The 14,831-nt window shown below is 52.1% G+C and carries 17 protein-coding genes, 1 pseudogene and 1 riboswitch; of the genes and pseudogenes, 13 read left to right on the top strand and 5 right to left on the bottom strand.

The window, feature by feature from the left end; all coding sequences use genetic code 11:
• Positions 1 to 103 precede the first annotated feature (103 nt).
• A riboswitch (cyclic di-GMP riboswitch) is annotated at positions 104 to 190 on the bottom strand.
• Positions 191 to 449: 259 nt separating this feature from the next.
• Both SD70_RS04240 and SD70_RS40215 read left to right on the top strand, forming a co-directional pair.
• Positions 450 to 2,654, top strand: a complete 2,205-nt coding sequence (locus SD70_RS04240; protein ID WP_041045979.1) for an OmpL47-type beta-barrel domain-containing protein — start codon at positions 450 to 452, stop codon at positions 2,652 to 2,654.
• A gap of 160 nt (positions 2,655 to 2,814) precedes the next feature.
• The gene (locus tag SD70_RS40215; protein ID WP_394297939.1) at positions 2,815 to 3,024 is read left to right on the top strand and encodes a tyrosine-protein phosphatase; all 210 of its coding nucleotides are present in this window, start codon (positions 2,815 to 2,817) and stop codon (positions 3,022 to 3,024) included.
• Here SD70_RS40215 and SD70_RS40210 read toward each other — a convergent pair.
• Together SD70_RS40210 and SD70_RS04235 are read right to left on the bottom strand one after the other, a co-directional pair.
• Complete coding sequence (locus SD70_RS40210; RefSeq protein ID WP_394297938.1) at positions 3,018 to 3,347, bottom strand: GNAT family N-acetyltransferase; 330 nt, start codon at positions 3,345 to 3,347, stop codon at positions 3,018 to 3,020. The genes SD70_RS40215 and SD70_RS40210 overlap by 7 nt on opposite strands.
• Positions 3,348 to 3,559: 212 nt before the next feature.
• Positions 3,560 to 3,988, bottom strand: coding sequence for a MarR family winged helix-turn-helix transcriptional regulator (locus tag SD70_RS04235; protein WP_041045977.1), 429 nt, complete (start codon positions 3,986 to 3,988; stop codon positions 3,560 to 3,562).
• 120 nt (positions 3,989 to 4,108) lie between these two features.
• Between SD70_RS04235 and SD70_RS04230 the strand changes: the two genes are divergently transcribed.
• The 6 genes from SD70_RS04230 to SD70_RS04205 all read left to right on the top strand — a co-directional run bounded on the left by SD70_RS04230 (position 4,109) and on the right by SD70_RS04205 (position 8,285).
• A complete protein-coding gene (locus SD70_RS04230) occupies positions 4,109 to 4,693 on the top strand; it encodes an NAD(P)H-dependent oxidoreductase (RefSeq protein ID WP_041045975.1) in 585 nt (194 codons plus the stop codon).
• A 142-nt stretch (positions 4,694 to 4,835) separates the two neighbouring features.
• Positions 4,836 to 5,417, top strand: a complete 582-nt coding sequence (locus SD70_RS04225) for a TetR/AcrR family transcriptional regulator (protein ID WP_082053122.1) — start codon at positions 4,836 to 4,838, stop codon at positions 5,415 to 5,417.
• 56 nt (positions 5,418 to 5,473) lie between these two features.
• A complete protein-coding gene (locus SD70_RS04220; protein ID WP_041045971.1) occupies positions 5,474 to 6,343 on the top strand; it encodes a substrate-binding periplasmic protein in 870 nt (289 codons plus the stop codon).
• An 86-nt stretch (positions 6,344 to 6,429) separates the two neighbouring features.
• Complete coding sequence (locus SD70_RS04215; RefSeq protein ID WP_041045969.1) at positions 6,430 to 7,074, top strand: amino acid ABC transporter permease; 645 nt, start codon at positions 6,430 to 6,432, stop codon at positions 7,072 to 7,074.
• A 20-nt stretch (positions 7,075 to 7,094) separates the two neighbouring features.
• Positions 7,095 to 7,841 (top strand): amino acid ABC transporter ATP-binding protein, encoded by a 747-nt coding sequence (locus tag SD70_RS04210; protein WP_041045968.1) that lies wholly within the window; start codon positions 7,095 to 7,097, stop codon positions 7,839 to 7,841.
• A 21-nt stretch (positions 7,842 to 7,862) separates the two neighbouring features.
• The gene (locus tag SD70_RS04205) at positions 7,863 to 8,285 is read left to right on the top strand and encodes an OsmC family protein (protein WP_041045965.1); all 423 of its coding nucleotides are present in this window, start codon (positions 7,863 to 7,865) and stop codon (positions 8,283 to 8,285) included.
• Between the two features lie 133 nt (positions 8,286 to 8,418).
• Here the strand turns inward: SD70_RS04205 and SD70_RS04200 are convergent, their stop codons facing one another.
• Entirely contained in the window at positions 8,419 to 9,462 is a 1,044-nt protein-coding gene (locus SD70_RS04200; RefSeq protein ID WP_041045963.1) for a hypothetical protein, read from the bottom strand.
• Between the two features lie 140 nt (positions 9,463 to 9,602).
• On the bottom strand, positions 9,603 to 10,112 hold the full coding sequence (locus tag SD70_RS04195; protein ID WP_052487035.1) for a hypothetical protein: 510 nt from the start codon (positions 10,110 to 10,112) through the stop codon (positions 9,603 to 9,605).
• Positions 10,113 to 10,311: 199 nt separating this feature from the next.
• On the opposite strand from SD70_RS04195, the gene SD70_RS04190 reads away from it, so the two are divergent.
• Positions 10,312 to 11,493, top strand: coding sequence for a sensor histidine kinase (locus SD70_RS04190; RefSeq protein ID WP_052487034.1), 1,182 nt, complete (start codon positions 10,312 to 10,314; stop codon positions 11,491 to 11,493).
• Between the two features lie 2 nt (positions 11,494 to 11,495).
• Positions 11,496 to 12,167, top strand: coding sequence for a response regulator (locus tag SD70_RS04185; protein WP_394297934.1), 672 nt, complete (start codon positions 11,496 to 11,498; stop codon positions 12,165 to 12,167).
• Between the two features lie 31 nt (positions 12,168 to 12,198).
• Here SD70_RS04185 and SD70_RS04180 read toward each other — a convergent pair whose 3' ends face one another.
• A complete protein-coding gene (locus SD70_RS04180; protein ID WP_041045959.1) occupies positions 12,199 to 12,735 on the bottom strand; it encodes a GrpB family protein in 537 nt (178 codons plus the stop codon).
• 203 nt (positions 12,736 to 12,938) lie between these two features.
• Between SD70_RS04180 and SD70_RS04175 the strand changes: the two genes are divergently transcribed.
• The 3 genes and pseudogenes from SD70_RS04175 (at position 12,939) to SD70_RS04165 (ending at position 14,789) form a co-directional block, all read left to right on the top strand.
• Positions 12,939 to 13,505, top strand: coding sequence for a class I SAM-dependent methyltransferase (locus tag SD70_RS04175; protein ID WP_394297937.1), 567 nt, complete (start codon positions 12,939 to 12,941; stop codon positions 13,503 to 13,505).
• Between the two features lie 2 nt (positions 13,506 to 13,507).
• Positions 13,508 to 14,097 (top strand): annotated as a pseudogene (locus tag SD70_RS04170) (DedA family protein).
• Entirely contained in the window at positions 14,094 to 14,789 is a 696-nt protein-coding gene (locus SD70_RS04165) for a response regulator (RefSeq protein WP_394297936.1), read from the top strand. Before SD70_RS04170 ends, SD70_RS04165 begins: the two are co-directional and overlap by 4 nt.
• Positions 14,790 to 14,831: the final 42 nt, after the last annotated feature.

The raw sequence follows: 14,831 nt of genomic DNA, 5'->3' as shown, positions 1-14,831 counted from the left end.
CAACCTCCATCATGATTGAAAAACAAAAAAAGCTGCGCCGTAATGACGCAGCTTCCACGCCCGAAAATGCAAAGTCAGATCTAAGCTGATGATTAGATCCAATAATGGCAACTCGGCGATCATAGTCTGTTAGGACCTTAGACCCGTGGCTTTGCGTCCCAATTTTTCAATTGGTTTGCCTTTTTCATAAATTGTTTATCTACTGGAATTTATTATACAAAGAAGGTTAAATAAATCAACAAGAAAATACAAAATCAGCCAAGTCGGGATGTCGGTTGATGTGAAATCGACACGTCTGCCCTAGTCCGAACGATAATATTCATCATACCTTGCGTTAATCATTCGAAAATACTTGCGTTCTAAAATTGGGAAGGAATCTATCAATCACATAACTTAGATTCTAATCTCGCTGCGTATCTATTACATCATGAGTAAGGAGGAGGATACATATGAAAAAAAACTTGATGAACCGCGCGCTGCTCGTTTGCCTCGCTTTATTCATGCTGGCCGCATCGTTCGTCCCCAATGGAACGGCGCAGGCGGAAGGGGCCGATCTGGGAGCTGCGAGCTTGCAGCGGATCGGCGAAATCGCGGACCCTTCGAAGCCGCCGGCCGACAAGCTGGTATTGGCCGTCATCGGCGATTATGGGGACTGCTACCGTAATTGCGAACACGAGCAAGCCGTGGCGGATCTCGTCCATTCCTGGAATCCCGGAGCCATACTGACCGTTGGGGACAATTCGTACCGGCTGGGTACGGTTGATGAAGTGGAAGCCGATCAGAAGCCCTATTGGACGGATATTGCCGCCGGCCGGTTCTTCCCGATTTACGGCAATCACGATTACGGAAACGGCTGTTCCCCGGATAGCCTGAAACCGAGTCTGGATTATTTTAAAATCCCCGCTTCCTACGTCGCCGGTTTCGGCAACGGGCTGGTCGATTTCATAAATCCGGATGTCAACTGCAACATGTCCAGCCAAACCGGCGCCCAACCGGCTATATTCGATGCTTACAAAAATACCGTCAACGAAAGCTCCGCAAACGCGAAGTGGGTGTTGACGGGCGGGCATCAACCGATCTTCTCTTCCGGCCAAGCCGGGAATAACCTCAATCGGCGCTGGCTGATGACTCCAGGTGTCGACCTGCTGCTGCAAGGTCACGATCATCATGCAGAGCATATCGTTACGCCGGAAGGGTATAACGAAGTCATTACGGGCAACGGCGGCCAGGGATTAACTCCGCTATTCCCTCCCGTTCCGGGCAGCATGTTCCGCGACAACTCGGAATATGGAGCGGTCCGTCTCACAATTACACCTGAAACGTTGACGGTGGATTACGTCAATATTCCGGGAACCGTCGTCTACTCCTTCACGTTGAAGAAAGATCCGTTTACGAAGAAAGCTTATGTAGCCAGCCGGACGGACTGGCAGGATCCGAATCCGAACCCCGGCGACAGTCAGGCGACAGGGGACAAAACGGTATCCATGGCGTTCGGGGAAGACAACGAGTATAAGAACGGATTGGACTGGTTTCCGTACGAAAGCGGACCTGCGCATGAGATCGAAATCGATGGAAGAACCGCATTGCAGCTCGATCGCAGCGCATTCGGCACCGCCAACAATTTGTATATGAAAATCGACGATGAACGTATGTACGGCGGGCCGTACAAAGCCACCGCGTCGATCGAATACCGGTCGCCTGTTGCCGGATCGTTCGTGCTGCAGTACGAATCCGCGGCTACGGGAGCCACGTACCAGAGCACCGCAAGAGTCAGTATAAAGGCCGATCAGGTCGATAAGTGGCAGACCGTTACGTTGGACATGCCCGGAGCTAGGTTCACGAATCGCCAAAACGGGGGGGCCGATATGCGCATCGTAGCGGCCAATAAACTTCCGCTAATCATCAGCTCCATGAAGATCGACGCCACGCCGGAAAAGCTCCCTGTCACCTTGTGGGCAATCCGAATTCAAACCATCGATCCTATGAAAGCGGGCGAGACGAGCCAGACTGTCGTCAAAGCGACTTATAGCGATTTTTCGACCGAGTTGGTGACGGAAGGACTTACCTTTACGAGCAGCGATACCGAAGTTGCATCCGTAGACAAAACTAGCGGTATGATTACCGCGCTGCGTCCAGGAGATACGGTCATCACCGCCGAATATGGCGGTGTGCAGGATCAATACCATTTGACCGTCAAGGATTCGGTTCCTCCGACGACGACATTGACCCTAGATGGCACGCTTTTGAGAGACGGTTCCTACCTGCACGAGGCCATCGTTCGTCTTGCGGCGGTGGACGATTATTCTGGCGTGGAGAAAATCGAGTACAGCTTGGATCGCGGAAATACGTGGAATCTCTATACCGGATCTTTTGCGCTGAACCAAGACGCCATCCTCGATATTCAATTCCATGCTATTGACAAAGCGGGGAATGTCGAGCTTCCGCAAACGCAAACCGTCAAGGTGACATCCGCAACGATCGCGAACCTGCGAGCCTCGTACAGAACGAATCCTTCGGGCAAAAGGGAACTCAGGAATCCGTCGTCAGCCACATCGACAACGTGGAGAAGACTTTCCGGCAAGCGGTCGTATTCAGAGATCAAGGCAAAGCGGATCAAGCCGCCTTCTTTGAGGCTAAAGGGTACGATTCCCTGAAGCAGCTAAGCGACAAGATCGAAAAATTTTCGGACGAACAAGCTAACCCGGCACTAAAATCCGAACTTCTCATCTTCATTCATTACATGATCGATCACAAAACGATCAAGCTTCCAATTGTTTAAACGGGTAGTGTTAGAAACGCGATAAGGCTTAGGCGATTTCACCTAAGCCTTTATTCACGGCGGACGCTGATTATTTGCAGGCGACTTTCACTGCGGTGATCGGAAAGTATGGGAATTGGGATGCTTATTTTGAAAAGGAGCATAATATGACGCCGAAGATGAGGGTGCGGATTCGGGAGTATTGTTTGGTTGCAGCTTTAAACGCATCACGTGACGGCGGCTTCCCGCAGTACCGACTTCAATAAACCCAAGCTCTCTGAATTGCGGAACAAAACCCATGAACCGGTAACTCGGAGAATCGGGAGCAACAGGATAGGCTTCCAGTACTGTTGCTCCTTTGACGTGAATGTTCGACGGCCGCTTGAATCAGCTGCTTCATAACTCCATGTCCACGATATTCCCGAGATACATAGAAACAAACCAAGGACCAGACACGATCCGGATTCTCATTCGGTTCATGCAAGCCCCCAAGATCGCGGTAAGTCGAACGCGGCGCAATCGAGCACCAAGCTACCGGTCTATCTCCTGCATACCCCAATAGACCTACGGGGACATTATCTTGCACCATTTTCCGCATGGCAGCTTTTTTGGTTTCTTTATTTTTGCGGTCCTCAGAGTTCCCGCGCCAAACCATGCACCAGCAATTTTTAGGCCCTCCCCTGCTCTCAAAAAGCTTCTCGAAATCCGGCCAACGATTTTGATCGACTTCAAAGAAAACAACGTTCTCAATTGGATTGGAAGTTTCCATAATTACCCCATTCATATAATCGGATTTAATGCTCAATAAAAAACTTTGGCGCGGAGGAGATCGAGCGCACGTTCGATCTCCTTCATTTCGTCAGGGGAGATAGCTCCGACGCGTTCGGCGAACCGCGCTTCGATGCGTTGAAAAGCATCGTTCATCATCGCTTCCCCTTTGGCGGAAAGGCGAATGAATTGCTTGCGCCGGTCTTCGTTATCGGCAACCTTTTCACACAATTGTTTCTCGCTTAATTTTTTCAGCTCGCGGCTCGTATTTGGCATGGACATATGCATGCAATCGCTGATTTCACTGAGCGTAACAGGCTGACTGACGGCAATGTATTGAAGAATTTTATATTGAACAAGCGTGATCGCCTCGGATCGGACTTCTTTTGCCATTTCATTCGTCATTTCATGGACGGAGACCGTAAAGGCCACAAATTTACGAAACAGAGCATTGCTGTCCACAACATCACCTCTTACCGACACATTAGCAAAACAATTGTCACAAAACAATTATCATTTGACAACTATGAAGCGGGCATGCTACTTTTTACTTATCAATCGATAAGTAAAGGGGCCCATATAATGAAAACACTCGTTATTTTCACGCATCCGAATCATCAGAGCTTAAGCTATGCATTTTTGCAGGAGGTCATTCGAGGATGCAAGGATAACGCCAATATAGAAGAGATAAAAGTAGTTGATTTATATGAGGAGGTTCAACCCGGTACTCGTCTCAATGAAAGCAAGCGCCGAAGAGATATGCATATCGACCCGTCTCTCGCCAAATATCGAGATCAGGTAAAGTGGGCCGACAAAATCGTTTTTGTTTACCCGATCTGGTGGGGGCGCCCTCCGGCTATGCTCCTGGGGTATATAGATCAAATGTTTGCTTCGGGATTTGCTTATAAGGAGAAGGGCGGGCTTTTGCCGGAGGGACTTCTGAAGGGGAAGTCGGTCGTTTGCGTTTCTACGATGAAGGGGCCGACGTATTATCCGCTGTTTTGGCTCAATAACGCTCACAAAGTGTTGATGCGAAAAGCGCTCTTTCAATTTGTAGGCATCAAAAAAGTGAAGTTTTTTGAGTTCGGCAGCATGGAGAGCCCGAAGGGGAGACAAGGGGAGAAGCTGCAAAAAGTTTATCGCTATTTCAAAACGGTAGGTCGGTAATCGTCCCGTACAAATATCTTGACAATATTCTAGTTACCCGATAGGATTAAAGCAATTGACTGACCAGTCAATCGAGGGGTGATGAGATATTCCTACATCTGATTCAGATGTTCAGTATAACGGCGAGCGTAGAAGGCAGCTGATGAACATCGCTTTGAAGCGCTTCGCAGTCGACGGATACCATGCCACCAAAATATCCGATATCGTCGGGGATGCGGGCGTAGCACAAGGTACGTTTTACTGGTATTTCAAAAGTAAGGAGGCCATCTTCCTTGAAATCATCAAGGAGGGGCGGGAGCAATTGCTTGCCGTTATTTCTCGGGGCTATCGTCGGGATGCAGGAACCGTTCTTGATATGGTGCAGGCGTCGGAAGCCATGCTGTGCAGGTTATTCCTCTTTGCCGAAGCTAACCGATATTTAATGGAATTGCTGCTTGGAAGGAAGGCGGCAAGCGACTTGATCAATCAGGCTATTGCAGATACCCGCATGGCGATGGAAAACGCGTTTCTGCTCAACATCGAGCGGGCGATTGAACTGAGGATGCTTCCGGAAGCCATTGATACGAGGCTGAGATCATCGCTCCTCATGAGCCTCATCGAGGGCGTCATTTCACGTTGGCTGTTCGAGTCCATGTTCCCGGGCAACGGGGTTGAAGGCAAGACGGCTCAGCAGCTCGCGGCCGAGACGGCCAAATTTGAATTTTTTGGGTTGCTCGGTATTTAATGTGGTGCTTTGGAGATCATGAAAACAAATATAAAGATGGCAAGGAGAGAGAACCAATGCTTAGAAAGTCAAAGGGTTTAACGATTATGGCGCTTTTGCTCGTCTTCATTCTGGCGATTGCAGGCTGCGGTACGAAAGCCGGCACAGACGGCAATCGTGCTGCGGGGACGCCGGCAGCCGGCGATAGCGGAGCAGCCAAGGCGGACAATCTGCTTGCCAAAGTGAAGAGCTCCGGCACCTTGAAAGTAGGACTCATGGGGACTTACGCTCCGTATAACTTTCTGAACGATAAGAAAGAAATCGACGGTTTCGACGCGGATATCGCCAAAGAAATCGCCAAACGTCTCGGAGTCAAAGTCGAATTTGCCCCTCAAGAGTTTTCGGCGTTGATCCCTAGCCTGCAAGCCGGCAAAATCGATGCGATCATCAGTCAGGTAACGATTACGGATGAACGCAAACAGCAGATTGATTTTACGCAGCCTTATATTACGAATGAAGTGAAAATCATCGTTCGCCAAGACAACAACACGATCACGAAGCTTGAGGATTTCAAAGGGAAAAATATCGGCGTAGGCCTCGGGACGAACGACGAAGCTTATTTGCGCAACGAGGTTCTGCCCAAAGTCGGCAATTTTACGATCAAAACGTACGATGATGTCATTACTTCGCTTCAAGACTTGAACGCAGGCCGTATCGACGCCACCATCAACAACCTGTACGCTTTGAAGCCGATCGTAGACAAGAACGGGTTCAAGATCAAAGCCGTTGGTCAAGCCATCAAAGCCGACAAGGCAGGAGTCGCGGTCCGCAAAAACAACCCGGAATTTCTGGCCGCACTCGATAAAGCGTTGACGGATATGAAGGCGGACGGGACCTACAACACCATCTTCAAAAAATGGTTCGGCGAGGAACCCCCAGCGCAATAACATGCGAGGCTGGACAAAAGGCTATGACTGATTTCGAGTCATAGCCTTCCTAATCTAACAGCGGAATCGGAAAGGAATTCGGTTGTATGAGTTTGGTTTTGGAGAACGGATTCTTTTTGCTCAAGGGCGCCTACTATACGCTGCTTATCACGATCGTTTCGATTTTGTTCGGACTGATTATCGGGGTTGTAGTTGCCTTGGCCAGATTGAAAGGCAACGCTCCGCTCAGATGGCTGGCGCGCACTTATGTGTCCATCATTCGCGGCACGCCGACCCTCGTGCAAATTATTATTGTTTATTACGGGCTTGTCGATTACGGTATCACCTTGGGTCCGTTAACCGCAGCTTATGTGGCGCTCAGCATCAATGTGGGGGCTTATTTATCGGAGACCGTACGCGGCGCGATTTTGTCCATTCCGAGAGGACAGACCGAGGCGGCTTACGCAACGGGAATGACGCCCTGGCAGACGTATAGAAGGATCGTGCTGCCGCAAGCGGCCCGTGTGGCCATCGCGCCGATGGGCAACACCTTTATCGGCATGCTCAAAGAAACGTCGCTCGTCTCCGTCATTACGGTCACCGAATTGCTTCGGTCCGCGCAATTGCTGATAGCTCAGTACTATGTCAACATGCCCTTTTACCTAGGGATTGCCGTTATGTACTGGGTGATGAGCACTGTTTTTGCGGCTATATTAGAGGCGATTGAGAAGCGGTTATCCAGAGCATATTGAAGTTGGGACGTGGTACGAACATGATACAAACGATCGGGCTGTCGAAAGCTTTTCACGGAGCGGAAGTGCTGAAAAATATCAATCTGCAGGTAGCCAAAAGCGAAATCGTCGTTCTGCTCGGGCCGAGCGGCTCCGGAAAAAGCACGCTGCTTCGCTGCTTGAACGGCTTGGAGGAGCCCACTGGCGGTGCGGTCGAGTTGAACGGGATTCGGGTTGACGCAGCGATGAAAGTTCGGGAAAAGCGCAGCAGATACCGGGAAATCAGGAAGCATACCGGAATGGTGTTTCAGCAGTTCAATCTGTATCCGCATAAGACGGCGCTCGAAAACGTGATTGAAGCGCTGCTCACCGTCAAGAAGATGCCAAAACATCAAGCTGTGCAGATCGGGGAACGGCTGCTCGAACGGGTCGGACTGGCCGGCAAAAAGGACGCTTATCCATCCCGGCTATCGGGCGGCCAGCAGCAAAGAGTCGCTATCGCCCGGGCGCTGGCTATGGAGCCGGACATTATGCTATTCGACGAGCCGACATCGGCGCTGGATCCGGAGCTTGTCGGGGAAGTGCTCGATGTCATGCGGGAGCTGGCCAAGGAAGGCATGACCATGATGGTCGTGACGCACGAGATGAAGTTTGCGCGCCAGGTCGCAAACCGTATCGTGTTTATGGACGAAGGGACGATTGTAGAAGAAGCGCCGCCGGAAGCATTTTTCCGGGAGCCTGCAACCGAACGAGCCAAAAAATTTCTGAATCAGCTGAGCGATCATTGAATTGAAGGGTAGGGATGTAAAATGATAGTAACGACAACATGGCAGGGCAAACGAGCTTTTACTTCCGTTGGAGATTCCGGATACCCGGTCGGCATGGATGCGACGGCCGCGTACGGAGGCGACGGTAAAGGAGCGACTCCGATGGAGCTGGTGCTGGCGGGTTTAGCCGGCTGTATCGGGATTGACGTTACGATGATTTTGAACCGTTTTCTGGAATCGATCCGGCATATGGAGATTGTAGCCGACGGCGCGCGGAAAGAAGAAATGCCCACCGGGTTTACGGCAATCGAGCTGACGTTCAAGGTGGACGGCGATATTGAAGGTTTTCGCATTTGGAAGGCGATTGAGTTGGGCCACAAGAAGTACTGCGCGGTATCGGATTCGTTAAAAGCCGACATACGCTATAAGGTCGTTTTGAACGGGGAAGAAGTTCCTCAAGCTTAAACCGTCGTTCGACGAAAATGGAAGGGGCTGCCGCGGCAGCCCCTCCATAGCGGTTCGACGTTCTTCTCCGTCCTGGGCGATGATGTCGGGCACCTGAACCGAATGCTGCAACAAGTAGTGCAGCGGTAAAGTACTACTTTGCTACGATGTCCGGGTTGGCGAGCAGAATGGTTTCGGCGGTCTCCCACAGTCTCGGGAGGAATTGAAGGGCGACCTCGGCGCGGCGGATGAAGTCGCTAGTTGAGGTGATGCCGAGATCGGCGATGACTGCGTCGAAGGCAGGAGCGAGTGCGCGTTGCAGGTCCGGCGGGGCGTCTGCGGCTAAAATTTTATGGCAGCGGGCAAAAGTGGCGACGATCCAGAAAACCGCTTCGCGGTGATGGCCGGTCCGGATAAGGTCACGGCTTCCGTCGATGGCGATCGGCCGTGCTGCGGCGGTGATGTCGGTGCTGAAGAAGAACGGCGTTTTGGCTGCGGCCGCCGCGGCGTCGAACGTTCGGGCGAGCTCGTCAAGGTGATGTTCGACGCGCTGCGGGGTCAGGTGGGAGCAGCCGAGCAGCTGCAGCAGCTCTAGGTAGAAGTCGGCGTGGCCATATTCCATAAGCACGTCGCGCGCGGCGAGGTAGCGCAGCCGGACAGTAGGGTTGCGAAGCGCAGCGACAAGGATGAGGTGCGTGGTCACGCCGGTCGGGAACAGCCACGACGTCACCAGATCGTGCAGCGGTGCAGAGGTGTCGATAGCTCGCAGCCCGGTTTCGATTTTGTGGCGAACGTTCTCGCAGCGGCGGCGCACCCAGCTCAGTTCGGCAAATTGGCGGGATACCTCCGCTTGAAGTTTGCGGAGATGTCCGGTAGGATCGGAAATGATCGTGTTCACCCGGAAGCTGCCTGCCAGGTGATAGGACGTCAGCACTTCCTCGGCCGAGACAAGCTCATTCCAGGACAAATACGTGACCTCCACCAGCGTGCCGCGGTAGATGAACTTCCCCAGCTTGAGCGGAGGTTTGGCCGCTGCGGTAACGATCACGACGTCGATATCGGAGGCGGGGGACAACTCCGCGTCATCCGGCAGCGCTATCGTTGAACCGCTGAAATACGCACCTCGGAAATCAGCCTCCAGGCTGGCATGCTGCATAACCCATTCAGCCGCTTCAGCTCGGGCACAACCGACTCTCATAAACAACACCCTCCATCCATTCGCTTTGACGTATTCATTATAGGCATCATTACGCAAATATTGGTAGTCTGGTCATTTTCTGAAATTTGCGTTATGATAAAAATGTAAAGGAGCCCGAGGGCTCCTTTTCTGCTGCTCGCTTATTTGCTTAGCCTGAACGACTGCTTCTGTTTTTGCAGGATAATCATGTTGTAAACCACGTAGTAAGCGAACATGATCAGCATGAGTCCGGCCGTCCAGCCGCCGGCCATCGCCTGTAAGCGGTCCAATCCTCCGCCGGAAGTTGTTGTGAATATACCGTAAATGCGATAAATGAGCCGGCCGAAAAACAACAAGGTGACGATGCCGCCGATCCACGTGTTCGGCCGATAATGCCAGCTTCCGTTACGCTGTTCGAACCGGGTCAAGGACGCCCCAACATAAGCGAGGCTGACGCCGAACAGAATGCCGATTGCGTCCGAGATGAGGCTAATGGGATGTAAGCCGCCCACGATCAGGAACAATAAGCCGATGACGGAGAGGACGATGATCGTTGTCCCCATTTTCCCCGGGTTCAGCTGCTGCCATCCGAAGCTTCGGCGCACGCGCAGGTAGATTCTGTATAGAATAAAGATGCCTAAGAGAATGGGAATAATGGTCTGAAGCTGCATGGTTCAGTTTCCTCCTTGTCGATTATGCTCGTAACGGTTCCTATGTTACCTCTTTTGCAGCAATCGAACGACTAACCGGAGATACAATCTTATAAAGCAAAATCTCTATCTGCAGATAGAGATTTTGCGCAGGCTTTGATTTTGCGGCCCCCGCCGCATAAAATGGATGTACAAATACGGCGTTTGCGGGGGGAATGGGATGGCTCCGAGGGATTTTCGATCGTTTGGAAGGCCGCTGGCAGGCGCCGTGACCCTCTTTTTTATCATGAATGTGCTCAAATTGTTTATCGGGCCCCCTCCCAGAATCGGACTGCATCTCTTGATCTGGGCCACATGTTCCGGCATTCTGTTTTTCCCGAAGCCATGGTGGACAAGATTGCGCGTATTCGTCACGCTTTGTATCCTTACGGCGGAGTGCGCGGCTGCTCTTGTCCTTTATCAAGAAATCAAGCTCGTATACTTTGTGGCCATTTGCCTGCTTGGCACCGCAATTCGCCTGTCGTTGTCCAGAACGCCCATTCCGGCAATCGTGGCGATGTCGGTGACGGCAATTCTCTATATCCAATTTGGCCGCAACGACCTGATCAGTATTTTGTCGTTCCTCTTGCTGACTGTTGTTTTATTCTTGAATATTCGCAACCGCATGCAAAGAAACGAAATGTACGAGCTGAACAAGCAGCATTTGGCGGAGCTGCAGGAGGCATACGATCAACTGCAGGATGCATCGGTAACGGCGATGCAGCATGCGGTTTTGGAGGAGAGAACGCGGATTGCGAGAGAAATTCACGATTCCGTGGGACATAGTTTGACTTCGTTAATCGTGCAGATGCAGGCTATGCGCTACATGATCAAAAACGATCCGGCGCAAGCGGAACAATCGCTGGAAGGAATGCTGGCGGTAGCCCGCCGAGGGCTGCAGGATATCCGGACTTCCGTTCATTCGTTGGCCGACGACCGGTCGGGATCGGGGCTGGCGCCTTTAAAAGCGCTGCTTTCCCGCATGGAAGCTTCGGCCTCTATTCGGTATACGTTTCACGCCAACATCAACGACGAAGATCTGGACGTCGACATGAACGGTATGGTGTTCAGAGTGTTGCAGGAAGCAGTCACCAATATCATTCGCCATTCCCGGGCTACCCAGGTGGACGTCAGCTTGACCAGACAGCCGGGGCATATCGTGATGCGTATCCGGGATAACGGTATTTTGCGATCCGCTGGCGGGATTAGCGAAGGGTTTGGTTTAAAGACGATGAAGACGAGGCTTGAAGAACGAGGCGGGCGTCTGCGCTATACGGTTCCGGAGCCGCACGGCTTCGAGCTTGTCGCGGAAATTCCGGCGGCCGATCCGGCTAGCCGGCAACATAGCGAAACGGAGGGATGAACGTGCCGCCCGGGGAGAAAATCAAAGTTCTGCTCGCCGACGATCAGACGATGATACGGCAAGGATTCGGGTATGTGATCGGCTTGCAAGCCGATATGATGCTCGTCGGCGAAGCTTTCGACGGGAAAGAAGCGGTCGACATGGCAATCGCCAGCCAGCCTGACGTCGTTCTTATGGACATCCAGATGCCGCGCATGACCGGGATTGAAGCGACCCAAGCCATTATGGCGCGGTTGCCGGCCACGAAAATCGTCATTTTAACTACGTTTGACGACCAGGAGTATATAGTTCAAGGGATTCGGGCGGGAGCGGTCGGCTATTTGCTGAAGGATGCGGAAGTGGAAGACATGCTGGAAGCCGTCCGTTCCGCCTTCCGCGGCGAAGCGGTATACAGAACGGGACTAGCGGCTCATGCCCTTTCCAAGGTAGTATCCGCCAGCTACATCGCGCCCGGAGCGGCCCCTAAACCGCTCGTATTGGAGCCACTAACGGAGCGGGAACAGGAAATTTTGCAAGAGATGGCGTACGGGCTTCGCAACGATCAGATCGCGCAAAAGCTGGTCATTAGCGAGGGAACGGTCAAGTCGCACGTTCACCGCATTTTGCAAAAATTCGGCTGCGAAGACCGGACGCAGGTCGTGGTCACGGCGCTGCGCAACGGTTTGGTGAAATAGCAGGACCACTCTAACCAGATGGCTTTATCGGTTAATCCCACACGCTTTCGAGTGGAAGTCCCCGTTCCGTGCGCGCAAGGTCAACAACCCGTTGGATAAAGGCAGTTTTAGCTCGCGTGTACCATTCAGGATCGGCACGGTATTGTTCGGCCAGTGTCCGTTTCAGATCGCCGTATTCCTTGACGAACTGCGGATGAGCGCGAAGATAATCGCGGAGTAGAAGCTCATTTCTTTCATAAAACCCCGTAAACGGGAGCACGTGCAAATGATGTGTGCGTTCGCCGGCTGACTCTTTAGCAAATAAATGTCGGCCCGCCATGCCTGTTTCTACGTACCGGTAACCCGAAGAGCTCAGCAAGTCAGCGTACACCGACTCCTTCTGCAAAGTATGAACGGCCGCGAACATGTCGATAATAGGTTTGGCTTCCTGGCCTGGGATCGAAGTGCTGCCGACGTGTTCGATGGCAGTGACATGCGGGCTCAGAATTTCGAGCAGACGGGCTTTCTCGTTCTCGAACGCGACAGACCATTCCGGACGGTAAGGCACTACTTGAACATCATAAGTCATCGATTCAGCCTCCTCAAATAAAGATTGCAGGGTGCGCCTAACAAGGATACCATAAGCAGCCCGGAACCGTGATGCCGCGTTCCGGGCTGCTTTTTCCATACAGAAATCATTCAGATATTCTTTATAAATTCCTCTCCTCGCGCTAAAGATTTGTTGGGTAACATGAGCATATACGAACGAAGGAGGAGGAAAGACATATCATGATGAAAGCCGTTCAGGAAAAGCTTCTGTTCTTAAATAAATTTTTACAAGATCCCAGGCACATAGGCAGCGTAACGCCGAGTTCGACGTGTTTGGCCAGAAAAATGACCGAACCGGTTCCGTGGAGCCGGATTGCGCATATCGCCGAACTCGGTGCGGGCACAGGCGCAATTACCAATTACATTCACGCGGCAAGAAGAAGCGATACGAGAGTGCTGCTGTTTGAAAAGGACGTTTCGATGCGCGAGCAATTGGCGGGGCGGTTCCCGGATTGCTCCTGCCACGAAGATGCAGCCGAGCTGCAGACAGCCATGCGGCGCGAGGGGATCGAGCAGCTCGATTGCATTCTGAGCGGGCTTCCGTTCTTCAACTTCCCGCAAGCTTTGCGTGAGCGGCTGATGGACCAAATCGCAGCTTCTCTCAAGCCTGGCGGTCTATTTATCGCATTCCAATATTCCCAACAGATGAGGAAACAGCTCGCCACCCGGTTTCATATCGAGCACGTGCATTTCGTTCCGCTCAATTTTCCGCCTGCTTTTGTGTACGTTTGCCGCAAAGGGGAGGGCTGACTATGAGTTATGAGTCTTTGCTGTCCCTCATTCATCATTTCGGCTACGCGGCGCTATTTTTTGCTTTATGGCTCGGGATCGTCGCATGCCGATTCCGGATGAAGTCGTGGTCATGACTGGGGGAGCCGTGACGGCGGGCGGGCTTCTGCAGCCGCTGCCTTCTTTTCTCTTGACGTACTTGGGGGTCGTTACCGGCTTGACGCTCGGTTATGTGTTGGGCCGGTGCGTGGGAACGCCGGTTGTGAACAGTCTGAGGCGCAAGAAAAAATTGAGCAAGTATATGGATTTATCGGAGACATGGGTGCAAAAATATGGTAGCTTTGCATTATGCATCAGCTATTTTTTTCCAGTGATTCGGCATGTCATGCCGTATGTGGTCCGCGTGAATAAAATGAGCTACGGACGCTACGCTCTTTTTTCCTATACAACGGGTCTGGTCTGGACGATTGCGTTCTTTACGGTCGGGCGTTATGTCGGCCACAGCGCGAAAGACGTCGGTTACCTCGTTTACGCGGAGGGGCTCCACTTCCTTTGGCTGCCGTTCGTCCTAATGGCCATCTTTCTTATTATGCGCAGGAGGAATGCATGTTGAGCAGGAGCGTATTAGTGGCGGACGACGATACCGAAATTCGGGATATCGTTCGCATTTATTTGAAAAACGAAGGATTCCGGGTGTTTGAAGCGGAGGATGGGGTGAAGGCGCTGGACATCCTCCGCCGCGAAACGGTGGATTTGGTGATCCTTGATGTCATGATGCCCAATCTGGACGGAATAAAAGCCTGCTTCAAAATCAGGGAAGAGTCCAGCATCCCGATCATTATGTTATCCGCCAAAGGGGAGGACATCGACAAAATCGCGGGGTTGACGACAGGCGCCGACGATTATGTCGCCAAGCCGTTCAATCCGCTGGAGCTGATCGCGAGGGTGAAGGCCCAGTTCCGCAGGCAGTCGCTGACCGGCAATAGCGGCGCTAAAGTCCCGGACGAATCGATCATTGAAATCAACGATCTGGTTATCAATAGGGACCGGCATAGCGTGACGGTACGCGGCCGGGAAGCAGCGCTTACCCCGATCGAGTTTTCGATTCTGGAGCTGATGGCGAGCCATCGCGGCCACGTTTTCAATGTGGAAAAGATTTACCAGAACGTATGGAAGGAGGACAAGTTCCTGTCCGATAATACGGTCATGGTCCACATTCGCAATATCCGGGAGAAGCTGGAGGAAAATCCGCGCGAACCGCAGTACATTAAAACCGTCTGGGGGGTAGGGTATAAGCTTGAATAAAACGTTCCTTGACGTTGTGAGCGGCAAAAAAAATATTCGCAT

Origin of the sequence: Gordoniibacillus kamchatkensis (assembly GCF_000829455.1) — a bacterium.
GTDB classification, from domain to species: Bacteria; Bacillota; Bacilli; order Paenibacillales; family NBRC-103111; genus Gordoniibacillus; species Gordoniibacillus kamchatkensis.
This window is presented reverse-complemented; position numbering and strand designations above follow the sequence as displayed.